The following is a 24060-nucleotide window of genomic DNA, read 5'->3' as shown; positions in this document are numbered from 1 at the left end:
CTGAGCCAGGATCAAACTCTCCATAAAAGTGTTTGATATAGCTCAAAAAAATTTGTTACATTGACGAGATATTACTATCTCTTTAATTCGCTTGGCTGTGTGTTCAGTTTTCAAAGAACAATATCATTCATCTCAATTACATCATGAGACACTACCTGAAGATACATCGTGCAATATTGCGACGAGTAACCGCAGGAGCAAAGTTACTGACCTCAATCACATCATGTGAAAGCTTCTTAGAATTTACTTCGTGCAGCTTTGCGACGAGAAAGTGACGCAAGGAACGGCAGGAGCAGATTTCTAAGTTATTGTCAGCGCACTACTTAAGTGTTGCCGTTTCAACGACAAGAAATTAATTATATCACAATAACTTTATGAAGTCAACACTGTTTTTTTGTTACGATTCAATAAGTTGTTGTTTTGTGACTCATAAAATATTATCACCTTCACACTATCTTGTCAATAGAACTTTTTGTCGTAATGTTGACGAGTTTTGTCTTGAAGAGTGTTTTAATAATATACCACGTATATATCCCGTGCGCAAGCATAGAAATGTTAATCTTTATTGGTTATTTTATCCAACCTCTAGTTGAACTATAAAACAAAGAAGTCAATGGCGACCAACACTATCAGCCCTGGTATTCCTAAAAATCCTGAAACAGAAGCAGTAACTAAATTAATTGGGATGTGATAATCAAAAGCTGACCCAAAAGCATTCAGGAAAAATAAAAACAAAGCTCCTATTATTAGTTTAATCATTCCTTGTCCAAGAAAACGCAATGGTTTGATTGGCGCCCCTAAAACCAATAACAAAAAAATAATTCCTCCTAATAGTGTCACAACAATAATTGGATTCAAATTCATTCAACTCCCATCGTTTATTGACAAGCCCTCAATGTTAACTTATTCGGAGAAAATAAAAAAAGAACATAGAAGAATCTTTATTTAAGATTTTCCATGTTCGTTTTTCGAACCCTAGCTTCTTTTAACATAAATAAATATTTAGCTTCAGTTACTTTAAGTTTTAAAATCACAGCTTCTGAAGGATCAACACTTTTTTCAACTAATTCTTTTTGATTTATTAGTAATCGCTTTTGTGACTCTATTTCTTGTACTAACCTGTCATTTTCAGTTTTTCTTATCTTACCTTTTTTCTTAAAAAGCATTTCTTTGCTCCTTTGTTACTATAGTTCCCTTCGACCTTCAATAGCTTTTGATAACGTAACTTCATCTGCATATTCTAAGTCGCCACCAACCGGAAGCCCATGTGCTATCCTTGTTACTTTTATTCCTGTTGGCTTTATTAGCCGAGAAATGTACATAGCAGTAGCTTCGCCTTCTATATTAGGGTTCGTCGCTAAGATGATTTCTTGTATCGTATCATCTTGAAGTCGCTTTAAGAGCTCAGGAATTTTTACGTCTTCAGGACCAATGCCATCCATAGGTGAAATCGCTCCTTGTAATACGTGATAAAGCCCATGATATTCCCTCATCTTTTCCATTGCAATAACATCCTTTGCATCTTGAAGGACGCAAATTACTGTTTTATCTCTTTGTTGGTCTTCACATATATAGCATGGATCTGAATCGGTAATATTATGACAAACCGAACAATAGGTAAGGTTTCTCTTTGCATTCACTAAGGCTTTTGCAAAATCTAAAACATCATCTTCTTTCATATCCAGTACAAAAAAAGCCAGTCGACTCGCCGTTTTCGGGCCGATACCTGGCAATCTCATAAATCCTTCTATTAGCTTCGATATCGGTTCTGGGTATTGCAACAACAATTCCTCCTAAGAAAAGCGCAGAGCGCCACCTAGCGGGCAAAAGCTATATTTGGCCAGAAAAAATTGTGCTTCACCGCACTTTTTCTGGCCTTTAAATGCTTAAAACCGCTTGCTAACGTAGCTAAACAGCTGCGTAGTTCACAAATTTATTATTTGACTTTTTTACAACATCAATTTCCACCTAAATATTAACATAGTCACTTAGCGATGATAATACGCCCTTACAACGCTGTACTAAAACATGCCAGGTAAATTCATACCTTTAGTGAATTTACCCATATCTTGATTAATTAAATCATCTGCCATTTTTAACGCTTCGTTTGTTGCTGCTAAAATTAAATCTTGTAGCATCTCAACATCTTCAGGATCTACAACTTCTTCTTTTATGATTACTTCAAGGATTTTCTTTTCTCCAGTAGCAATGACTTTCACCATACCACCACCAGCTGTAGCTTCAACCGTCTTCGACTTTAATTCCTCTTGAGCTTGCGCCATCTGTTTTTGTAGCTTTTGCATTTGTTTCATCATATTACCCATGTTTTTCATTTCAATTTCCTCGCTTTCATTATTCAATAATTTCAACTAAATCGGAACCAACTAATTTCAAAGCTTCTTCAACAATTGGGTCACCTTCATGTGAATCAGTTGTTTCCCCTCTTTGTTGGCGAACAAAATCCTCTTTAACAGTTTCCCATTGGTTGGTTAGTAATGTCAAAACTTTAAATTGTTCTTTGAATATCTCCATAATTTCTTGCTCAACTAAAGAACGGAATTTGGTATCTATCATATCTCGGTGCATTTGATTTTGAAATGCAAGTAAAATCATTGTTTTCGAAGCTGCAACAGGTTTACTATCTGACAACCAAGCATGGGCAGGTACACTTTGTTTTTTAACCGCATCCATTACTTGGCCCCAATTACTAGTAATACGCTGTAAATCTTGCTTTGATGCCTGTTTAAGCATTTCTTTTATTTGTCCACTACTCACTCCACTTTTTCCTGCTTTGAAATTAAATTGCCCTTGGTTTTTCTTTGGTTCGTCGACAGTGTTGTTTTGGTTTGGTAGTGGATTAGATCCAAGGCTTTCAATTTTTTGTTCGAGAAGTTGAACTTTCTTTAACAAGGATTGGTATGCTTCACTATTATCACCTTGAGTTTCAACCTTATTATTACAAATTTTAACAATTGCCACTTCTATGAAGATTTTAGGGTGACTAGACCATTTCATATCTTGGAGAATTTCATTTAGTGTTTCAATTGTATTATAGATCCACTGTTCAGGTATTTCTTTACTTATCGAGATAAACTCATTATCAACTGCAACCCTTTCTAATGCTTCATTTAGTTCTGGTGCAGTTTTATATAAAAGCATATCTCTATAAAAGAAGATAAAATCTTCAATAAAACGAGTTGGATCTTTCCCAGCTAAAATTAATTTATCTACAGCTTGTAAAGCTTTAACAACATCACTTGTTAATAGAGCTTGAGCCACTTCCATTAGCAATCCTTGAGATACAGCACCCGTAATTGTTAAAATATCATCTAGTGCTACTTCTTCATCACAATAAGAAATTGCTTGGTCTAATAAACTTAGCGCATCCCTCATTCCACCTTCTGAGACCCTAGCTATCATTGCTAACGCATCCGCAGAAACCTTCGTTTCATAGTGACTCAAAATAAACTCCATTCTAGTCGTCATCGCCTGACTTGTAATCCGTTTAAAATCAAAGCGTTGGCATCTTGATATAATTGTTAATGGAATTTTATGAGGTTCTGTTGTTGCAAGAATAAAAATAACGTGTTTTGGTGGCTCTTCTAATGTTTTTAATAATGCATTAAAAGCTCCTGTAGATAACATATGTACTTCATCTATAATATAAACTTTATAGCGAATACCGCTACTTGGTGCAAATTTCACTTTGTCACGGATATCTCTAATTTCATCAACACCATTATTAGATGCTGCGTCAATTTCAATAACATCAACAATCGAACCTTCAGAAATACCTCGGCACGCATCACACTCATTACAAGGTTCAGCAATTGGTGCCCGTTGACAGTTTACAGCTTTTGACATTATCTTCGCAGCACTAGTCTTCCCAGTTCCACGAGGTCCTGTAAAAAGATAGGCATGAGAGAGTTTTTCTTGAACTAGTGCATTTTTAATAGTTTTAGTAATATGTTCTTGTCCGACAACATCATTTAACTGTTTCGGTCGCCATACTCGATATAATGCTTGATAACTCAACTCCACACCTCCTTAAAAGACGTCATTTATAGGATTTTAGACACTTTTGTACTTTAGTTTCTAAATTATAGAGAATTTTCCGATATGCATTCTAGCTCACTAGTTTACATTATACCTTTTCATATTGTATATTTCAAAGTCTATATCAATTATACAATGAATAAAAAGAAGCAATTCTACAAGAGAATTGCTTCTAATATAAATTTGATGCCGTGCACCTTCCTTTGATCAAGGTACCCCAGGCGTTACCTAAGCAGTAAGCTCGATTCAGGCGACTCTACGGCACACGGAATGGTTCACTTACTGCTGCTTCCTTCCGGACCTGACAGGGTTCGTGAGTTTCCGTTGCGTAGAACCCAAATGTCAACACCACTTACTTAGGGCAGACCCTACGATACCAAGACCTAGGGAAGGGATTCCGTCTCGCTATAGCGGATTGCGAGTACAGGGCACCGCTACCTCCCCACCTAGCACGACAAATTTATAAACAATTTTGAGCGCCATTACTGTGACGCATAATTTAGTATAGACGTTTTCATTTAAAAAAGCAAGAGTAGTCACGAGCATGTTTAAGGTATATTAGGTAAATAAAGGGTATAGTATATTTCGTTATCATTAGGAACGTTTACATGACCACTATTGCAAGCTACCCTTCGTTTTCTTTCTCCTTAAATTCCTAAAAAAATTAGTTAATAAATCCCCACACTCTTTAGCCATAACTCCTTCTACAATTTCACATTGATGATTAAACTTAGGTTCAGTTAGAAGGTTATAAATTGATCCTACACAACCTGCCTTTGGATCGGATGCACCAAACACAACGCGCTCAACACGAGACTGGATGATTGCACCTGCGCACATTGGACAAGGCTCTAATGTTACATAAAGCGTACATCCAATTAATCTCCATGTATTAAGCTTTCTACACGCTTCATCTATTGCTAAAAGTTCTGCATGAGCGACAGCACGTTGGTCACTCTCTCTAAGATTGTATGCAGCTGAAATTATTTCCCCATCTTTAACAATAATTGCACCAATAGGAACTTCTTTTATTGCTTCTGCCTTTTTAGCCTCTTCTATAGCCAATTTCATAAACAAGAAATCATCACTCACTGTATTTTAACCTCCGTAACAGTTTGCCTGTCTTTTGATTTTACCTAACTTTCGTAGAATAAACAAAAGAGATGAGTTCTAAATACACTCATCTCTCCAAATTTATCTACCTTTAACTTCATTTAATACAACACCTAAAAAGTCTCTTGATACTCCGCCAATAAAATGGTCAACAATAATACCATCTTCATTAATAACAATTGTTTCTGGTTGACCGATGACATTAAACTTTCTAGATACGCTGTTAGTAAAGTCAAATACGTACGTTTTCTTTGAGTTTCTCTCTTCAACATATTTTCTGACTGTGTTTTGTGTCTCTCCTTTTACAACAACGAGAAGTTCAACCTCATCTTTAAATTCCTCATTGAAGCGTTCAAGCTCTGGAGCCTCGGCGACGCAAGCCGTACACCATGTAGCAAAGAAGTTTAACATAACTACTTTGCCGCGATAATCAGACAAGCGGTGAATGTTGCCTTCAAGGTCTTGCAATTCAAAATCATAAGCTTCGTCACCAATTACAACACTTTGGGTTTGAGAACGTAATCCTAAAACCATTGTAATTAGGATTCCAATAACAAAGACTAAAACAACCATTTGAATTATTTTTGGTTTATTCATTTGCTAACTCCCCCTAATACGGGTTTATCGATCATTTTTTTTCTAACTCCTGTAAAAAATGCAGTTGCTTTGCGATTGCTTTTTGTCGTTTACCTAACACCAATACGTAACTTGCGATCATTAACCAAATAATTGAATATGCAGCGAATAAATATGTCATGTTAAATCCTCCCTAATTCATCATTTTTTCTTGGAATTTTTCTTTTAAACGTTCAGTTTGAATTTTTAGGCGTTCAATATAAATACCTTTTTGTAATAAGACAAAGTATAAAATAGTCATCATAAACACCGTAAAGATTAATGCAAACAACATCGAAGGCTCTAAACCGCCACCTGATTCATTGGCACCACCTTCACCAAGGACAACAGGGTGCAATGTTGAATTCCACCAGCGGATTGACATGAATACAATCGGAACGTTAATGAAGGAAATAATCCCGAATACTGATGCAAAACGTGCTTTCTTTTCCCAAGCAACATCCATATGACGGATCATAATATAAGCAATATACATAAAGAATAAAATTAGCGTCGTTGTTAACCTTGGTTCCCAAGACCACCAAGCATTCCATGCAGAACGACCCCAGATTGGTCCAGTTGTTAATACGATTGCTGTATAGACAACACCAATTTCGGCTGATATTCCAGCGATGACATCATAAATACGTTTTCTTTTGACAAGATACATAATACTAAATGCACATACGATAAAAAATGCAAAGAAAGCAACCCAAGCAGACGAAACATGGAAATAAAAGATTTTTTGTACAACGCCCATTTTTGCTTCAATAGGCGTGTAGATAAACGCTAGGTATAAGGCTGTTAGCACCATTGGGATGCTTAGATATAATAATATTTTATGAAGCATTGTTTCTTCTGGTATAACTGTTAAATCATCATTAATAAGCTTCATTTGTTAAACCTCCAATACGTATTCGAACAGAATTAAACATAAGACAAAAAAAACTAAGTTATAAACACCCATTAATTGCATCCAAGAAATCGCACTTGAAATTTGTTCCAAATCGACTAAAAGAATTTTTGTCGCTTGAACAGCTGCAATTATGATTGGGCTTACGATAGGAAATAATAGGATCGGTAAGAGCATCTCACTGCTTTTAGAATTAGCAGCTAATGCTGCCAAGAACGTCCCGACACTAATAAAACCAAAAGTACCTAATACAACAACAGCAATAAATAACGGCAAATGACCTAAAAATCGAAAGTCAAATAGTAAGAATAAAACCGGTATAGAAATTAATTGGACAATTAATACGAAAGTAAAATTAGCAATTACTTTTCCTAAATAGATACTTGAAGGATCAGTAGGAGATACAATCATTCCGTAAAGGTTGTCATTCTTTGTTTCTGATAGGAAAGATCGATTTAAGCCTAGGATAGCTGAAAAAATCGTAATGACCCAAATTAACCCAGGAATAATTGCTCGAACCGCATTGTTGGAAGGATCAAAGGCGAAAGAAAACGTAACAATGACTAACCCTGAAAAAATGAGCATGGTTGTTACAACTTGTTTTGTTCTCCATTCAGAATAAAGATCCTTTCCAGCAATAATAAAGGCTGCTTTGAATAGATTGTTCATAGGCTGGTCACCTGTTCCGTATATTTTGCATTAACCAATTCAAGGTTGTTTGCAACATTACTTATATCTTCTACTAGCTTTCCATTTTTGAAAATAATCACTCGATCACAAGTTTCAACAGCTTGATGGAAATCATGAGTAACCATAACAATAGTTGAACCTTTTGCTTTCATATTCATGATTACCTCATTTAATAATTTAATTGCATGTTGATCTAGGCCTGTATGTGGCTCATCGAACAGCAGGATCTCTGGATCATGAATAATTGCTCTAGCAATAGCAATTCTTTGCAACATTCCCCGCGAAAATGATCGGATGGGATCATGAATAAAAAAGCTTAACCCCACATCAGCAACAAGCTGTTTTGCTTTTTCCTCTACATTTTCTACACCGTAAAGTTTCCCAAAAAATATCAAGTTTTCTAAAGGTGTTAAATGATCATATAAGAAGCTGTTATGGGCGAGAAAGCCAATCTTTCTTTTTTGATCATAGGAGTCTCTTTTTAAGGTTATTCCATCTATTAAAACTTCCCCGCTTGTTGCTTTAATTAGACCGGATATTATCTTTAAAATAGTACTTTTCCCTGCCCCGTTTGGACCTAATATCGCTACTGACTCACCCTTTTTGATTGAAAGGTTAATTCCGCGAAGGACCATTTTATCACCGATAGTTTTTATAAGTCCTTTTGTTTCTATCATAGGTGCCAGCTCCTTTAATCCATAAACCTTTGCAATTCTATTTTTACTTTTACTAAATGCTCACGATATAGAGATCCCTTTTTTTCAAATTGCTCATCCGCAATTTCACCAGCTTTATGCAATTCCTCTAACTCAAGTAATTTATTCATAATAACTTTTTGCTTTACAACGAGCTCCTGGAATACTTTTTCATCGCTATTTGCTTCTACCTTTTCTTCAGAGGCACGATGTTTCAGTTGAAAATAAACAAACCAGCCAATTCCAGCTAATACAATAAGAACTAAAATAGCCGTTACTAGATGTGGATCAAAACTCCGTAAAGGAGATGAATACCACATTCTTAAGTGACCTGGATTATGAAAAGATGGGGTAGATCTCGTAACAGCTGAAGCTAAAATTAGTCCAACCATGTTACTTTTCCCCTCTCTCTTTTCTCAGCTTTGCTAATTCTTCTTCGATCTCTACTTCAATATCTTTTACAAAGCTATCATTACCTGTTTTACTTTCTTTTTTCTTCTGATTTTCTAGTAGCTCAGATGCATGACGCTCATACTGGGCTTTTAATTTCTGATAATCTTCTTCTGAGAGTTTTTGCATATTATAATCCATTTCTAGCTCATTGAGCGTAGCATATAGACTTTGTAATGAAATTTCATCTGTATCATCTTTAATCTCTACAGAAAGTTTAGTATTATTTTTCCTTAACAAAGGTGTAACTACTAAATAAAGAGAAAATGCTACGATTATCACACTTAATATAACAGCCATTATATTCACATCCTAGAAATACTTTTTTCGTTCTTCATCAATCATTGATTTTACAATTTCATCTTCTAGTTCTTCTTCTTCCGTGCGTTCTTCAAAAAGAGATACTTCTTCTTTATTACCTGCCACCCATTTACGGATAACAAAGACAATTCCGATGCCTGCAATCCCTAGAACAGCGAACGGTAATATCCAAGCAGTTAAACTAAAACCTTTCTTTTCTGGCGCTGTTAAAATCTCTTCACCGTACATGCCGATGTAATAGTCTTTAATTTCATCCTTTGTTAAACCTTCGTCCATCATTTCTTTTATTTCACTCTTAAAAGAATCATTTAAACCACAGCCTTGCATATTGCATTCAAAATGATCTTGACCGCAGCCACACATACACATGAATTGAGAGGCAACTTCTTTAAACTCTGCAGATTTATAGTCATATTGATCCCCGGCATATGCGGGGATCACTGAAATTAATAATAATAGTGTTAAAGTAGCAATCACTTTTTTCACTTAATACACCTTCCTTTGCGGCCCTGTGTACCGCGGTGTAATATTTCCATATTTACCTGGCCAGATTGCAAAAACTGAACCGATAACTATGATAAAACTACCAATCCAAACCCATTTTACTAATGGATTTACTTTCACGACGAATGTTGCCCGCCCATCACTTTCCCAAGCACTCAACACTACATATAAATCTTCACGTAAATTACCAAGTACTGCTACTTCCGTAGATGGTTCTTCCCAGTTACCATAGAAAATTCGTTCTGGCTGAATATAGCCAATGTCTTTACCACTTTTTGATATATGAATGTTAGCAAAGACAATATCGTTAATCCCTTCAGATCGTTGCGCCAAATATTCATATGTTAGTACATAATCTTCAATTTCAATTGTTCCGCCTTTAGGGACGGTTTTCATCGTTTCAGTATCGAAGTTCGAACCAACAATTCCTATCGCCATAAATGCAATACCGAAATGGACAATATATCCACCGTACCTACGACGGTTCTTTAACATTAGCCAATACAATGCAACTGGATATGCTTCTTTAGTAACTTTTCTTCTCGCCTTAACACCTCGGTAAAACTCAAGAAAATGCGTTAAGATCATAAACGAAATAATTCCGAAAGCAATTATTGGATATGCTGCTCTTAATCCTAATCCAACTAATAAGCCAACAATAACTAAACTGATTAATGCCGGGATTAAGAAGTTATCCCGTAAATTTTTAGCTGTTGAACGTTGCCATGCAATCAATGGACAGACGGCCATGACGAAAATTAATGCTAGTAAAATTGGTGACATAACAGTGTTAAAAAACGGTATTCCCACTGTGACTTTCGTACCCCTTACAGCCTCTGAGACTAAAGGAAAGATCGTTCCCCAAAATACTGCAAACGTCCCACCAACTAAAATTAGGTTATTAACTAAGAAACTACTTTCTTTTGAGAAAAACGATTCGAATTGTCCACTATCCTTTTTCAATAAATGGTAGCGACTCATTAATACGTATAATGAGAAAATAACTGCTAAAGCCATGAATATTAAGAAGTAAGCTCCTAAATTAGAGTCTCCGAACGCATGCACTGAAGTTAAGACTCCACTTCGTACAAGGAATGTTCCAAATAGCGTTAACGCGTATGATAAGATAATTAATGAAATATTCCATATTTTTAGCATGTTTTTTCGCTCTTGGATCATAACTGAATGAAGATAGGCAGTAACTGTTAACCATGGCATAAATGAAGCATTTTCTACAGGGTCCCACGCCCAGTATCCACCCCAACCTAGCTCCATGTAAGCCCAGTAACCCCCGATAACATTTCCTAATGTTAAGAACACCCAAGCGATAATCGTCCAACGTCTTGTCATCTTAAGCCAAAATGCATCAACATTTTTTATAATTAAGGCGGCAATTGCAAAAGCAAAAGGAACGGCTAAACCTACATAGCCTAGATATAATGTTACTGGATGTAATAACATCCCCGGATCTTGAAGCATCGGATTTAGTCCACGACCTTCAATTGGTACTTGATCCAAAAGTATGAACGGTTTTGCAACAAAACCTAGGATTAAATAAAAGAAAATTGTATTTGCTAGCATGATTGCAGCAACATACGGCGCCATTGGATTGTTCTTCATCTTTCTTGAATAAACAACCATTGCCGTATACATTGTTAAAAAGAATGTCCACAGAAGTAACGATCCAGCATTACCCGCCCAAAGCGCAGCTAATTTGTATAAAATCGGTAGATCTGAACTAGTATAAGCAGCGACATATTCAAACTGGAATTGACTAGTTCCTAACGCTGTAAAAAGGATTAACATTGAAATTGATGCTAAAATAAATACTATCAAAGTCGCTGCTTTACCACTGTCTACTAACCTTTGATCTTGTTTGTAAATACCTAAGATAAAAATTGTAAAGGCATATATTGATAAAGCTAAGGCTAAATAAATTGATAAATTACCGATTAAATGCATGTTGTGCCACCTTCTTTAAGTTCGATTTTAGAGTTCTTATTTATCATTTAATAACTCTTTATGGAATTCCGGATCGTAATCGTTCGGATCTTCACCTTCATATTTAGAAGGACATTTTGTTTTTACACGCTCCGCTCGAAATGGCTCTCCTGGTTCGATAAAGCCTTCTATAATCGTTATAACACCTTCTGAAAAATTATCAGGTCTAACACCATGGTGAAAAACAGAAAGAACATTTCCATCACTATCAACAATATCAAAACGTAATTCGATTTCGTCAGCTCGCCAATCGATTGAGTTTTCGATTAAAAAGCCTTCCGTTGTTACATATCGTTCTTCATACTTCTCTGGATTTGCTATAACTTCATGAATAGCAATTTCTGTCCCACTTGCTCCTGGTGTCGCAGCAATTAATAAAATTAAAATAGCAAGTATAATCGTACAGCCCCCAAGTAACACTTTCGTATTCTTTTTCATTTAAGCTCCCCCTATTCTATTAAATTAACCTAATTTTGCACGTTTTTCTTTATAAATTTTCTCATCAATTAATCCGTCAGTTAGCATTTTTCTTAGTTTCTTAATTTCCTCTTCTTTATTTACTATTTTTTTTGGTACTACGTTGTTTTCTTTAACACTAGAATTAGGCTCATTCTTCTTCCGTAATACTATAAAAACGAAAGCTCCAACAATAATTATAGATAAACTAATCATGATAATATTTTCAGCATTCAGAAATGTATCATTTTGTTGTTGCACTCCTTGTTGATTAAAACCCGCATGGGCGTCATCATCTGGTGCACTGAAATCATTTAATGCCTCCATGGTTGTAACGATATCTTCTTTCTTATAAGATACGGTAAGGTCATATAAATCGCCTTTTTTTACGTCACTATGTTCGTACATATGAAACTCAAGTCCGAACGTCATAGAATTCAAATCACTTTCTTTATCAATTGTAAAGTTTTGAGCTTTGTATGGGGCGTAAACTGCGATGTTAACATTATCAATATTTGTATCTGCAATAAATTCAAATGTAAAAGTTCGGTCAACGACACCTTCAATTGGAGCACTGAAATATTCTAAAACAAAATGGTAACTTTCATTAGATTCAATTGGATTTTGTGGTATCCAAGAAATATAACCTTCCTCAACGTTTACAGTGTAGTCTTCTTCAATTGGTTCTGCGTCCTCATCATTAAGGAACTGTGCTACAAAACCCGCATTAAATTTCGGAAGCTTCGTAGGGACACTGATTTTAATTTCACCTGAGTAGGGTGCTTCAGAGTGATTAGTAATCGTTCCGTGATAGCCTACTAATAGTGAGGGAATATTGTAATCCCAATCTTCAGGATTAATAAATTCAGGCATTAATTTAATATTTAACTCCGTTAATGCTATATCTGAGTTGTTGGATAAGGCTTCATTTGGTGGCAATACTGTTAGTTGCAATAAGAGGATCATCACTAACAATACAAAGCCTCTAAAGATCTTTTTCATATATCTATCTCCCCTTTGTTTTCTATATAATTCATACTTCAACTTTAATAGTTAAGGGGTTTCATAACTGTGAGAAAGATCACACTTTAGGGTGAAATAACTGTGAATGATTTATGTGATAATGTGGGATTTATACAGCTTAATTGGAGAGTCGACTAATTTCCATGAGCAGAATATTAATATTCATATCTATAAACAGTAATGAACACAAACTTAAACGAAGTTTTAAGGAAAGTATTGTCTGTTTTTTTTTACACAATTAACCACAATAACACCGCACATAATTATGTACGGTGTGTTATGTTTTATTTAGTTTTGAGCTGGGAACCACTCATTTATTGCGTGTGTGTGCTTTTCAAAAGTATCTTCCTCATTCACTATATTTGCCATAGTAACACTAATTTGCCTTTTCAACTCATCAATATCCTCGCCAAGCTTCACAAGTTCTTCTGTAGCAATGACAATCGCTGCTTGTGACTCAATCGATGATGTCCTAAATGCATCAATAGATCCATCAGGGTTATGGAACCCGTAAGAATTTTCCGCTGCAATGTAATCCCAGAACCATTGTGCTTTTCGGACATGTTGTTGAGCTTCTTTGATTTTAGCTTCAGGTACGCCCGCTGTAATCATTCGGTTCACATAGTAGTGAGAAATTGTATTTAGTTCTTGAGCTTCTAAAAGAGCGACTTTATGACGATCTTGAATATCTTCAACACGGTCTTTTAAATATGTTGCCGACTTGTCTGAGTGACAGCTACGACATGATTCTTCAACAGTTTTTAGAGGGGAACCCCACCTGTGAGAAGAGATTTTCTTTTTGCCGTCAACCCTCTGATAAGGCATATGACAATCGGAACAAGTTACTCCAGCATTTCCATGTGGGCCATAGCTTGATAATTCAAACTCAGGATGTTGTGCTTTTAAAGATGGTGTTCCAGAAATCTTATGAATCCAATCATAGTCAAAATCTTCTTCTTTAGCTATCGTTTCAAAATACTCATAAATATTTTCAGCTCTTAATCCTTTATCCCAAGGGAAGGTAACTTCTTTTGTTTCAGTCTTAAAATAGTATTCAACGTGACATTGTCCACAAACATAAGATCTCATTTCATTATGTGTTGCTGCTGTTAAATCAACACCTTTGCGTTCCATAGCCCTTGTAAATGAAGGGCGCGTAATCCGTAAATCCATAGTTACAGGATCATGGCAATCAGAACAACCTATTGATAGATGTCCCCACTCTCCTAATTCATCCATTTCTCCACCTAAACCTAATTGTTTAACACGTGGTAATATTTCTTCCTTGAAATTAGCACCCCAATAACCTTCACCAAACTCTTCTTCACTTAAAAGAAGTGGGACGACTGTTGCTTTACAAGTTAAACATGAACCGGTTGTTTTGTCATTCACTCGCTTAATATTTATTTGATCCTCTAAGGCATACGTATGGCCTCTTGTTAAGTTATATTCAAGAGAAAAACCGTAACCACTCCATAACGCAGGCTGATAAGGTTCGAGAGAGGGATCACTTTTAGAAATAACCTCTTTTTCGTCAACCATATTTTTCATGTAACTTTCCCAATGCAATGGAAATTTATCTTTAAAGGCAGTGTTTAAAAATTCATTTGGATCTAAACCTGTGTCCATTGACATGCTTTCTTCAGCTTTTGAGCTATTACAAGCCACTAAAGCTAACATTAGTATTATTGAAAACATCGCCATTAGAATTGGCTTTTTATTTAAGCTCCCCATTTGTTTCAATCCTTCCATCTTTTATTTATCTATTGAAGTGGAAATTCCCCGGCTCAAACCATTCTGACGGCCTAAAATCCCCTTTATTATGCGGTACTTGACGGTGACATCCAATACAGCTATCTTTTACATCATGAGATATATTTTGTAAACCTGGTTCATGACAACTAATACAGTTTTTTTCGATAATTTCCTTCGAACTATCTGTTGCGTGTATAACATCTGGAAGCGAACTAGCTCCAAAGGTAGTTGCGTAACCATGGCTTACTGCGTTTATCCCTTTAAACGTATACTTGGCAATCTTACTATCTGTTGGTGCGTGACAATCATTACACTTAAGCGCTGAGTGATTAGAATTTTCAAAGTTTGTAATGACATGTTCATAAACATGGCAGCTAGCACAAAACTCTGGCGTATCCGTTGCATTGATCGCCCCCTCTGTTACTGCGAAAAAAACAATTCCTATAAATACACCAATTAATGAAAATAGTAACAACTTATTATTCATTTTTTTTAAGATGTTTTTCACATTCTCCCCCCCTTTTTCTTAAAATTGATACTATACTATACTAATTTTATAAATTTACTAGGAAATAAATTTACATTATTACCTAGTAGTGGCTTACTACCAAAGATTAAGTTGAAAACAAGTAAAACTTAGCTTTATTTGCGCGTTTCATCTTTTTACATAATTTCTTTGTACTCTTAGATTACTCTGATCTAAACTGAGTAACTGTGAGAAAAGTCACCACCAATAGTGAACAAAATGTGAACTTTATCACACTGAGCTCTTTTGACAATACTTGGCTAATTTTGAGTTTGTCTTACACAAAAATATTTCATTCCTTACTGAAGTAACAAAACTAACTGATAATAACTTGGTTTTCATATTGTTGAGATGTTGATTTTTCATATTTCATAAAAAGCTTTTAGAAAACTACCACCATAGACATTTTCTAACTGTGAATTATGTCACAAAAAGTTTGTCAAAAGTGTGAAGTGTTTTAATTTGAAAAGTAGCTATTTCTATCTCTTCATGCCGTAAAACTCTAACCCATTTTAAAGGCCATATAGCTCACACAAGAATACGACCGAAAAATTCTTCAAAAAAAAACTCTATCCAAAGGTATTATCCTTGAATAGAGTTTCTTATATTAACTATTCTTTGTCACGGTGGTTCGGGAACCACTCGTTAATTGCTTGTAAATGTTTTTCATGATTTACTGTTTCATTAACAACATTTTGCTTAGTGATTTCAATTTGACGTTTTAATTCATCAATGTCTTCACCGTTTTTCATTAACTCTATAGTAGCAATCTCAACAGCTTCAGCTGAAGCCTTGATTGATCTTCTAAATGAGTCTACTGCAGCATCTGGATTATGGAAACCATATGAATTTTCAGCTGCGATAATATCCCAGTACCATTGTCCTTCACGAAGTAAATGTTGTGCTTCTTTTAGCTTCGCTTCATCGATAGCTAATCCCTCATCAAGACGAGTCATCATTCTATTTACATAATATGTTGCTTGAACACTAAGTTCTTGAGCTTCAAGTAACCCAGTTTTGTGGCGTGTTTGAATATCTTTTACACGATCTTTTAAATAAGTTGGTGACTTATCTGCGTGACAAGTACGACAAGATTCTTCAACTGTTTTTAGAGGAGAACCCCAACGGTGAGAAGAAATTTTCTTCTTGCCGTCTACTCTTTGGTAAGGCATATGGCAATCTGCACATGATACAGTTTGGTGAGGACCATAGCTCCAAAGTTCAAACTCAGGATGCTGCGCTTTTAAAATTGGTTGGTTCGTTAGACGTGATACATATTCACCTTGAAATTGTCCTTCAACTCCAAGTTTTTCTTCATAATAGTCCCACATATTTTCCATTCTTGTACCTTGTGCCCAAGGGAATGTTGTATGACGATCATTTGCTGGGTCAAAGTAGTACTCCGTATGACACTGCGCACATACTAGTGAACGCATGTCATGTTGTGTAATCGTATCTAAAGTAAATCCTAATTGTTTTTGCATGATTTCAGGATCCATATTTTCTAAAGAAAGTGTTAACTGCGGCATTGCAATACGTAAATCCATTGTCACAGGATCATGACAAGTTGAACATCCAACTGAAGCATGCCCATAATTTCCAAGCTCATCAGTCTTAGTTGGTGCAGTCATTTTATCGATCCAAGGCATTGCTTCATCATGATAATTCAGTTGAAATGCTTTATCATAACCAAATTCTTCGATCATTTTAGGGAATAGTGTTGTTTTACAAGACATACAAGCAGATATTGCATTTGGGTTTCCAGTAATACGTCTAACATTCATTTGATCTTCAAATGCATACGTGTGACCACGTGTTAAATTGTATTCTACAGCAAAACCAAAACCATTCCATAATATTGGTAAATACGGTTCGATTGAAGGGTCATTCTTAGGCTTAACCTCTTTTTCATCAACCATGTTTTTCTTAAAACTTTCCCAATGTAGTGGGAATTTATCTTTAAATGCGTAACTATCCCATTCTGCTGGATCAAGTCCAGTGTTGATTGGTTCCTTTTCTTGTGCTTGTGAACTTGCACAACCTACTAATGCGAGCATTAATAAGAATGAAGTTACCATTAATAATAGTGATTTTCTTGTAGTTCTCCCCATTTTTTTCATTCCTTTCATTATTTTCTACCTGGTTCAACAAAGAAAAATTCTTTCGGCTCAAACCATTCTGCTGGTCTAAAGTCACCCTTGCTATGTGGAACTTGACGGTGACAATCAACACAACTATCTTTTACATCATGTTGAACATTTTGTAAGCTTGGTTCGTGGCAACTAATACAATTTTGGTTAATAACGTCCTTAGAGTCAGCAGTTGCATGAAGTACATCGGGTATTTTACTAGCGCCAATTGTATTCATGTACATATGACCCATACCCGCTTTTGCTTTAAAAGCGATTTTTGAAACTGTGCTATCTGTAGGTGCGTGACAATCGTTGCAACTTAATGCTGCATGATTAGAGTTAGCAAACGTTTCATATACAGTACCCATAATGTGACAGCTAGAGCAAAATTCACCTGAGTCTGTAGCCTTCATTGTTCCTGCTGTCCCAGCAAAAAGGACGATCCCTACAAACACCCCGATTAGCGTAAATAACAAGAGCTTTTTATCTAGTCTTCTAAGCCTTTCCCCCATCGGTTTCTCCCCCTTCATTTTTTTAAAAAATTTATAGATTAAGCAATTATTTACGATAACTTTGCTTAATACCTAGTTGTAAATTCTAAACTATCGTGTGTAAAAAATTACTGTTGTGACGTTTCTCACTTCCTGTCTATATCATACTTTTTTACACTTTCCCACAATGTGATAAAAATCACTTTTCTTGTTACAGAAGTGTGAACGATTTCTATGTGTTAAATAAAAAAAAGTAGAGAAACCCTTTAGTAATAAGGGTTTCCCTGATACACCTTTTTAAAATTCAGTGAAGAAACTGTGAAGTTGACTAGATTTTCCATGCAATACTTTTACTGTTTTTTAGTGAATTGTGTAAAATTGTTGTAATTTTATATATAAAAAAAGGATAACTCAGTGGTTATCCTTTTAAGATAGTATTACTTTTCTGTTACTCGCGGATCAAGAGCATCACGTAGACCATCACCAACAAAGTTGAACGACAATACTGTAAGTAAAATCATTACTCCTGGAAATGTTGGATACCACCATGCAGTCCTAAATATTGTTACACTTTGAGAATAGGTAAGCATGTTTCCCCATGTAGAGGTTGGTGGTTGTACACCTAGACCGAGGAAACTAAGTGCTGACTCTGCAAGGATAAATCCACCAACTGCAAGTGTCGCTGCAACGATGACAGGACCGAATGCACTCGGTAGTATCTGCCCAAAAATGATCCGTGTATTAGACATTCCAATTGTACGAGCTGCTAACACGAACTCTCGTTTCTTCAATGTTAAGAACTCACCGCGAACTAAACGTGCCGTTCCTGTCCAACTTAAAAAGGCAAAAACCATAATAAGTTTATCAATGCTTGGTTCTAAAACAGCAACAAGTGTAATTAATAAAAAGATATTAGGGAATGAAATAATAATATCTACTAAACGCATTAAAATTGAGTCTACTAAACCACCAAAATAACCAGCGATTGCACCTATTGTTGTACCAATTGTTACAGCACCAATCATCGCTACAAAGCCAACAAATAGTGATACTCGACCACCAAATAAGAGTCGACTAAAAATGTCTCTTCCTAAATGATCAGTACCTAAAAGAAACTCAGCACTTGGTGAAGCAAGTCGATTTCTTAGATTTTGAAAATCTGGATCATGTGGTGCAATCCACGGTGCTAAAATAGCACTAACTACGATAATCGTTAGCATTACTAAACCAATAACCGCTAATTTATTTTGCAAAAACTTCGCTACGATAATAGATAATAGGGAACGTCTTTCTCCCAATGATTGCACATCAAGCTGTGTAGTTTTGTTTGGAAGTTTTACTTCTGATTTTGTCAACGTTCTCCACCTCCTAATATTCGATCCTAGGATCTAAAACAGCATAAAGAATGTCTGCAATTAAGTTACCAAGAACTGTAAGTACCGCACCGAACATTGTGATAGCCATAATTACAGGATAGTCTCTTTCAAATGTCGCATCAATAAATAGTTTTCCGATACCCGGCCAACTAAACAATGTTTCGACGATTACTGAACCACCAATAAATGTCGGTAGCATTAAACCAAAAATAGTTATGATCGGAATTAAACCATTACGTAGTCCATGTTTATAGATTACTTTCCGCTCACGGAAACCTTTAGAACGTGCAGTGCGAATGTAATCTTGGTTTATAACTTCTAGCATACTTGAACGTGTGTATCGTGTTAATCCGGCCATATCTGCAGTTGCTAATACAATTGCCGGTAAAATTAAATGATGTAGTCTATCCAGTAAGCTAAAATCAGCGCCTAGTGTTGATACCCCACCAACAGGTGTCCAACCTAGCTGAACTGAAAACAACATAATTAGCATTAACCCCAACCAGAAGTTAGGCGTAGCTAGTCCTAAAAATGACGTAACTGTAACTCCATAGTCTAACTTTGAATACTGTTTGGTAGCTGATAGTACCCCAAATGGTATCGCAATAATTACTGCTAATATAGTTGAAAAGAGCATTAGTATAAGTGTGTTTGGCAATCGATCTAAGATCATATCTTTTACAGGCTGCTTCTTAGTAAATGATGTACCAAAATCTCCTTTTAGGACATTCCCCATCCAATTGATATATTGAACATGAGGTGGGTCGTTTAGTCCTAATTTCGCCATTTGTCTTTCACGGTCTTCCACAGAAATGTCTGGATCTAAGTTCATGATTGCAGGTTTTCCTGGGGCCGCGTACATAATCGCAAAGGAGATAACAGATATTCCAAAAAGAATTGGGATCATCATAATTAATCTGCGAATAATATATGTCGTCATCTTCAAACTCCTTTACCAAGAGAATTTGCATATAAGAAGAGGGCAATATTCCCTCTTCTTTATGCTTAGTTTAAATAGAAAGGGTTAGATATGCAAAAAGCACAATTACTATTCCCTTATTGATTTAACCACCATTCGTTAACTTTGTACATGTCAACTCTTGGGTGATGTGTAAATCGCTGCACTTGATTTGATAATGCTAAAGTTGTTAACAACGATTTCTTTTTAAACAATTGTGTTACCTCGTACTATTTAGCATATCTTATTTATTAGTTATATAAATGACAAGCAACAAAATGTCCCGGTTCTAGCTCCTTTAACACTGGAGCAGCTTCTTTACAGTGATCCATTGCTTGAGGGCAACGTGTATGGAATACACAGCCTTTAGGTGGATTAGACGGACTTGGGACATCACCTTTTAAAATAATTCTCTCACGCTTCACTTCACTAGGGTGTGTTTTCGGTATCGCTGAGAGTAGAGCTTGTGTATATGGATGAAGCGGATTACTATATAGAGTTTTCTTGTCAGTAACTTCCATCATTCGACCTAAATACATAACTCCAATCCGATCAGATATATGCTTAACTACAGCCAAGTCATGAGCAATAAATAGATAAGTTAAACCGAACTCTTTTTGTAGGTCATTCATAATATTTAATACTTGTGACTGAATTGAAACGTCTAATGCTGAAACAGGCTCATCACCAATAATCAATTTTGGATTTAATGTAAGCGCACGTGCAATTCCAATCCTTTGACGTTGCCCACCTGAAAACTCGTGCGGGTAACGGTCACGTGTTGATGGGTTTAACCCTACACGATCTAAAAGATGTTCAACTCGTTCTTTACGCTCTTGCTTCGAATATAGATTATGAACTCTAAATGGCTCTTCTAAAATTGTCCCGACAGTTTTTCTAGGGTTTAATGATGAGTATGGATCTTGGAAAACCATTTGGATATCTTTACGATAAGGGATAAGTTGTTTTTCATTCATTTTTGAAAGGTCTTGACCTTCGAATATAATTTCACCTTCTGTAGGCTCATATAGTCGAATAATCGTTCTTCCAGTTGTTGATTTACCACATCCGGACTCACCAACTAAACCAAACGTTTCACCTTTTTTTATGAAGAAACTTACATCATCTACCGCTTTAACATGACCTACTGTTTTTTGTAGAATCCCTGATTTTATAGGAAAGTATTTTTTTAAACCATTAACTTCAAGAAGGATGTCATTTTTTTCAGTTTTGTTATTAACTACAGATTTTATAGTCATTATTTATTACCCCCTTCCTCATGCAAGAAACAACGTGATTTACGTCCTGGGTGTATTTCTAATAATTTTGGTTGTTCTACTAAACATTTTTCCATTACCTGCTCGCAACGCGTTGCAAAACGGCATCCTTTAGGAAAGTTATCTGGTGATGGTACATTTCCACCAATCGAAGATAATCGTTCTTGTTCTTCATCGATTTTTGGAACTGAGTTTAGTAACCCTTGAGAATATGGATGTAGTGGATTGTCAAATAATTCGACAATACCAGACTCCTCAACAACTTGTCCTGCATACATAACAATTACACGATCAGCAAGCTCTGCTACAACACCTAAATCGTGAGTAATTAGAATAATTGATGAATTGAACTTCTCAGATAATTCCTTCATTAATTCCAAGATTTGCGCCTGCACAGTTACATCTAATGCAGTTGTCGGCTCGTCTGCAATCAATAGTTTCGGGTCGCAACTCATTGCCATAGCAATCATTACCCTTTGTCTCATCCCACCAGATAAACGGTGCGGATAATCATCTAATATTTCTTCAGCGCGCGCAAAACCAACTATTTTAAGTAACTCTACTGCTTTTAATCGCGCTTCTTTTTTGCTTAATTTTTTATGATAAATTAAAACTTCTGTAATTTGTTCACCAATTGTTAGTACTGGGTTAAGAGAAGACATCGGTTCTTGGAATATCATCGCAATGTCATTACCTCGAACTTTGAACATCTCATTTTCACTTAGTGAGAGTAAATCTGTACCATCAAAGATAATTTCCCCATCTACTGTTTTACCACCTGGTTTTGGCACAAGACCCATAATCGAAAGAGAAGTAATACTCTTACCTGATCCTGATTCACCAACTATAGCTAATGTTTCACCTTTTTTCACTTCAAAGTCTACCCCGTCTACAACAGGCAACACTTTATTTTTAGCAAAAAAGTGGGTCTTTAAATTTTTAACTTCTAATAATGTAGACATCTTATGCATTCACCACCTTAAAAGCGTACTTTCGCCTACTAAGCTATAAAGCAATAAGCTATTATTATAGTAGCAAAAGCCATTAACACTATTATCAAGCAATAAGCTAATAGTTTAAGAGTAAAGAGTAACGTTTAAAATACTATATTAATGTAACAAAAATGTCAATGATAAAGAAATGGTATTTATTTATTAAAAGAAATTTTGTGAATACTCAGTGACTACGATCAACAATAAGTATAATCACAGCAATTACCTTATATATAAGTATAATAAAATTAGTTTGAATTATTTAAACCTTTTATTAATTTTAACTTTTCAGTTGTTTTTTTAATGTTTTTCTAATATAACAATAACATGTTTTCCTAGTTAACACTATAAATTCAGGAAAATAGACTCATGTAATGTTTACCACGAAATGGTTTATACGTTTCCTATAATATTCTTTGATCATTTGAATTTCCTATATAAATATCTCAATCATCTTTTAATTCCCCTAAAACTATATGAAGAAAATAATCAATTCCGTTTTTAACCGATTAACCACCTAATATATGCGAAAATAAAAAAAGCTTACCCATTTAAATTTAAATAGGTAAGCTTTTCAGTTATTTACTTTTCAATTACACGTGGATCTAGCGCGTCTCGCAAGCCATCACCAACAAAATTAAACGATAATACTGTTAGTAAAATCATCACACCTGGGAAAGTTGGATACCACCAAGCATTTCTGAAAATTGTAACACTTTGCGAATACGTAAGCATGTTACCCCAAGTAGCTTTCGGTGGCTGTACACCTAACCCTAGGAAACTTAATGCTGATTCTGCTAGAATAAATCCACCTACTGCAAGTGTCGCTGCGACAATAACCGGTCCAAATGCACTCGGTAAAATTTGTCCGAAAATAATTCTTGTATTTGACATACCAATAGTTCGGGCTGCTAAGACAAATTCTCGTTTCTTTAACGTTAAGAATTCCCCACGAACTAAACGTGCCGTACCTGTCCAACTTAAGAAGGCAAAAACCATAATCAATTTATCAATACTCGGTTCAAGAACTGCAACGAGTGTAATTAATAAGAAAATGTTCGGAAACGAAATAATAACATCTACTAGACGCATTAAAAATGCATCAACTAACCCACCGAAGTAACCAGCAATTGCCCCTACCGTTGTTCCAATTGTCACGGCTCCAACCATCGCTACAAATCCTACGAATAGAGAAACTCTTCCTCCGTATAAAAGTCGACTAAAGATATCTCTTCCTAAATGGTCAGTTCCTAAAAGAAACTCCGCGCTCGGTTCGGCTAGACGATTTCTTAGGTTTTGAAAGTCTGGGTCGTGTGGCGCAATCCAAGGTGCTAGTAATGCACTACCGATTATAATGACTAATAAAATTAACCCAAATACTGCTAACTTATTTTGAAAAAATTTCGCAACAATAATTGATAGAAGAGAACGTCTTTTCCCTAATGTTTGTTCAATTTGCTTTTCGCCAACTTTGTTATTTTGTAATTGTAATTCCGGTTTTCCCATACTTGCCACCTCCTAATACTCGATCCTTGGATCTAGAACCGCATATAAAATATCTGCGATTAAGTTTCCAAGAACTGTTAGTACTGCACCAAACATGGTAATTGCCATAATGACCGGATAATCTCTTTCAAACGTTGCATCAATAAATAACTTCCCGATCCCAGGCCAACTAAATAATGTCTCTACAATTACAGAACCACCAATAAATGT

The 24060-nt window shown here is 35.6% G+C and carries 27 protein-coding genes and 1 other RNA gene; all 28 read right to left on the bottom strand.

Going from position 1 to position 24060, the window contains the following annotated elements:
• Positions 1 to 594: 594 nt before the first annotated feature.
• Complete coding sequence (locus ACK4M9_RS21530) at positions 595 to 858, bottom strand: pro-sigmaK processing inhibitor BofA family protein (protein ID WP_409854832.1); 264 nt, start codon at positions 856 to 858, stop codon at positions 595 to 597.
• 83 nt (positions 859 to 941) lie between these two features.
• Positions 942 to 1166, bottom strand: a complete 225-nt coding sequence (locus ACK4M9_RS21525) for a YaaL family protein (protein WP_409854831.1) — start codon at positions 1164 to 1166, stop codon at positions 942 to 944.
• Between the two features lie 18 nt (positions 1167 to 1184).
• The gene (recR, locus tag ACK4M9_RS21520; RefSeq protein WP_409854830.1) at positions 1185 to 1781 is read right to left on the bottom strand and encodes a recombination mediator RecR; all 597 of its coding nucleotides are present in this window, start codon (positions 1779 to 1781) and stop codon (positions 1185 to 1187) included.
• 240 nt (positions 1782 to 2021) lie between these two features.
• Positions 2022 to 2333 (bottom strand): YbaB/EbfC family nucleoid-associated protein, encoded by a 312-nt coding sequence (locus tag ACK4M9_RS21515; protein ID WP_261176229.1) that lies wholly within the window; start codon positions 2331 to 2333, stop codon positions 2022 to 2024.
• A gap of 19 nt (positions 2334 to 2352) precedes the next feature.
• Positions 2353 to 4041 (bottom strand): DNA polymerase III subunit gamma/tau, encoded by a 1689-nt coding sequence (gene dnaX / locus ACK4M9_RS21510; RefSeq protein WP_409854829.1) that lies wholly within the window; start codon positions 4039 to 4041, stop codon positions 2353 to 2355.
• A gap of 204 nt (positions 4042 to 4245) precedes the next feature.
• An RNA gene (ffs, locus tag ACK4M9_RS21505) (signal recognition particle sRNA large type) lies at positions 4246 to 4511 on the bottom strand.
• A gap of 160 nt (positions 4512 to 4671) precedes the next feature.
• Positions 4672 to 5148, bottom strand: coding sequence for a tRNA adenosine(34) deaminase TadA (tadA, locus tag ACK4M9_RS21500; protein ID WP_409854828.1), 477 nt, complete (start codon positions 5146 to 5148; stop codon positions 4672 to 4674).
• A gap of 102 nt (positions 5149 to 5250) precedes the next feature.
• Positions 5251 to 5766, bottom strand: coding sequence for a TlpA family protein disulfide reductase (locus tag ACK4M9_RS21495; RefSeq protein ID WP_409854827.1), 516 nt, complete (start codon positions 5764 to 5766; stop codon positions 5251 to 5253).
• 31 nt (positions 5767 to 5797) lie between these two features.
• Positions 5798 to 5926 carry a CcmD family protein gene (locus ACK4M9_RS21490; protein ID WP_409854826.1) on the bottom strand — a complete coding sequence of 43 codons (129 nt, stop codon included), beginning with the start codon at positions 5924 to 5926 and terminating at the stop codon, positions 5798 to 5800.
• Positions 5927 to 5938: 12 nt separating this feature from the next.
• Positions 5939 to 6679 (bottom strand): cytochrome c biogenesis protein, encoded by a 741-nt coding sequence (locus ACK4M9_RS21485; RefSeq protein WP_409854825.1) that lies wholly within the window; start codon positions 6677 to 6679, stop codon positions 5939 to 5941.
• A 3-nt stretch (positions 6680 to 6682) separates the two neighbouring features.
• On the bottom strand, positions 6683 to 7366 hold the full coding sequence (locus ACK4M9_RS21480; protein WP_409854824.1) for a heme exporter protein CcmB: 684 nt from the start codon (positions 7364 to 7366) through the stop codon (positions 6683 to 6685).
• Positions 7363 to 8064, bottom strand: coding sequence for a heme ABC exporter ATP-binding protein CcmA (gene ccmA, locus ACK4M9_RS21475; RefSeq protein ID WP_409854823.1), 702 nt, complete (start codon positions 8062 to 8064; stop codon positions 7363 to 7365). Before ccmA ends, ACK4M9_RS21480 begins: the two co-directional genes overlap by 4 nt.
• 14 nt (positions 8065 to 8078) lie before the next feature.
• Positions 8079 to 8474 (bottom strand): hypothetical protein, encoded by a 396-nt coding sequence (locus ACK4M9_RS21470; protein WP_409854822.1) that lies wholly within the window; start codon positions 8472 to 8474, stop codon positions 8079 to 8081.
• A 1-nt stretch (position 8475) separates the two neighbouring features.
• The gene (locus tag ACK4M9_RS21465) at positions 8476 to 8832 is read right to left on the bottom strand and encodes a hypothetical protein (protein ID WP_409854821.1); all 357 of its coding nucleotides are present in this window, start codon (positions 8830 to 8832) and stop codon (positions 8476 to 8478) included.
• 12 nt (positions 8833 to 8844) lie between these two features.
• Entirely contained in the window at positions 8845 to 9339 is a 495-nt protein-coding gene (locus tag ACK4M9_RS21460) for a cytochrome c-type biogenesis protein (RefSeq protein ID WP_409854820.1), read from the bottom strand.
• Positions 9340 to 11319 carry a heme lyase CcmF/NrfE family subunit gene (locus ACK4M9_RS21455; RefSeq protein WP_409854819.1) on the bottom strand — a complete coding sequence of 660 codons (1980 nt, stop codon included), beginning with the start codon at positions 11317 to 11319 and terminating at the stop codon, positions 9340 to 9342.
• A 36-nt stretch (positions 11320 to 11355) separates the two neighbouring features.
• On the bottom strand, positions 11356 to 11796 hold the full coding sequence (locus tag ACK4M9_RS21450; protein WP_409854818.1) for a cytochrome c maturation protein CcmE domain-containing protein: 441 nt from the start codon (positions 11794 to 11796) through the stop codon (positions 11356 to 11358).
• A 24-nt stretch (positions 11797 to 11820) separates the two neighbouring features.
• On the bottom strand, positions 11821 to 12816 hold the full coding sequence (locus ACK4M9_RS21445; protein ID WP_409854817.1) for a hypothetical protein: 996 nt from the start codon (positions 12814 to 12816) through the stop codon (positions 11821 to 11823).
• 309 nt (positions 12817 to 13125) lie between these two features.
• Positions 13126 to 14571 carry an ammonia-forming cytochrome c nitrite reductase subunit c552 gene (locus ACK4M9_RS21440; protein ID WP_409854816.1) on the bottom strand — a complete coding sequence of 482 codons (1446 nt, stop codon included), beginning with the start codon at positions 14569 to 14571 and terminating at the stop codon, positions 13126 to 13128.
• A gap of 25 nt (positions 14572 to 14596) precedes the next feature.
• Complete coding sequence (locus ACK4M9_RS21435) at positions 14597 to 15100, bottom strand: cytochrome c3 family protein (RefSeq protein ID WP_409854815.1); 504 nt, start codon at positions 15098 to 15100, stop codon at positions 14597 to 14599.
• 629 nt (positions 15101 to 15729) lie between these two features.
• Complete coding sequence (locus tag ACK4M9_RS21430) at positions 15730 to 17229, bottom strand: ammonia-forming cytochrome c nitrite reductase subunit c552 (RefSeq protein ID WP_409854814.1); 1500 nt, start codon at positions 17227 to 17229, stop codon at positions 15730 to 15732.
• A gap of 17 nt (positions 17230 to 17246) precedes the next feature.
• The gene (locus ACK4M9_RS21425; protein ID WP_409854813.1) at positions 17247 to 17762 is read right to left on the bottom strand and encodes a cytochrome c3 family protein; all 516 of its coding nucleotides are present in this window, start codon (positions 17760 to 17762) and stop codon (positions 17247 to 17249) included.
• Positions 17763 to 18178: 416 nt separating this feature from the next.
• Positions 18179 to 19048: an oligopeptide ABC transporter permease gene (gene opp4C / locus ACK4M9_RS21420; RefSeq protein WP_409854833.1), complete on the bottom strand. Its 870-nt coding sequence runs from the start codon at positions 19046 to 19048 to the stop codon at positions 18179 to 18181.
• A gap of 61 nt (positions 19049 to 19109) precedes the next feature.
• Positions 19110 to 20057 (bottom strand): ABC transporter permease, encoded by a 948-nt coding sequence (locus tag ACK4M9_RS21415; protein ID WP_409854812.1) that lies wholly within the window; start codon positions 20055 to 20057, stop codon positions 19110 to 19112.
• A 269-nt stretch (positions 20058 to 20326) separates the two neighbouring features.
• Positions 20327 to 21334 carry an ABC transporter ATP-binding protein gene (locus ACK4M9_RS21410; protein ID WP_409854811.1) on the bottom strand — a complete coding sequence of 336 codons (1008 nt, stop codon included), beginning with the start codon at positions 21332 to 21334 and terminating at the stop codon, positions 20327 to 20329.
• Positions 21334 to 22314 carry an ABC transporter ATP-binding protein gene (locus ACK4M9_RS21405; protein WP_409854810.1) on the bottom strand — a complete coding sequence of 327 codons (981 nt, stop codon included), beginning with the start codon at positions 22312 to 22314 and terminating at the stop codon, positions 21334 to 21336. The genes ACK4M9_RS21410 and ACK4M9_RS21405 overlap by 1 nt, the downstream gene beginning before the upstream one ends.
• Positions 22315 to 22926: 612 nt before the next feature.
• Positions 22927 to 23850 carry an oligopeptide ABC transporter permease gene (gene opp4C, locus ACK4M9_RS21400; protein ID WP_409854809.1) on the bottom strand — a complete coding sequence of 308 codons (924 nt, stop codon included), beginning with the start codon at positions 23848 to 23850 and terminating at the stop codon, positions 22927 to 22929.
• 12 nt (positions 23851 to 23862) lie between these two features.
• Positions 23863 to 24060, bottom strand: a 198-nt coding sequence (locus ACK4M9_RS21395) for an ABC transporter permease subunit (protein WP_409854808.1), incomplete at its 5' end; no start/stop codon positions are given.

Source organism: Anaerobacillus sp., from assembly GCF_046314235.1.
Lineage (GTDB): Bacteria > Bacillota > Bacilli > Bacillales > Anaerobacillaceae > Anaerobacillus.
Note: the sequence above shows the minus strand (reverse complement) of the source record. Positions and strands in the feature narration are given on the sequence as shown.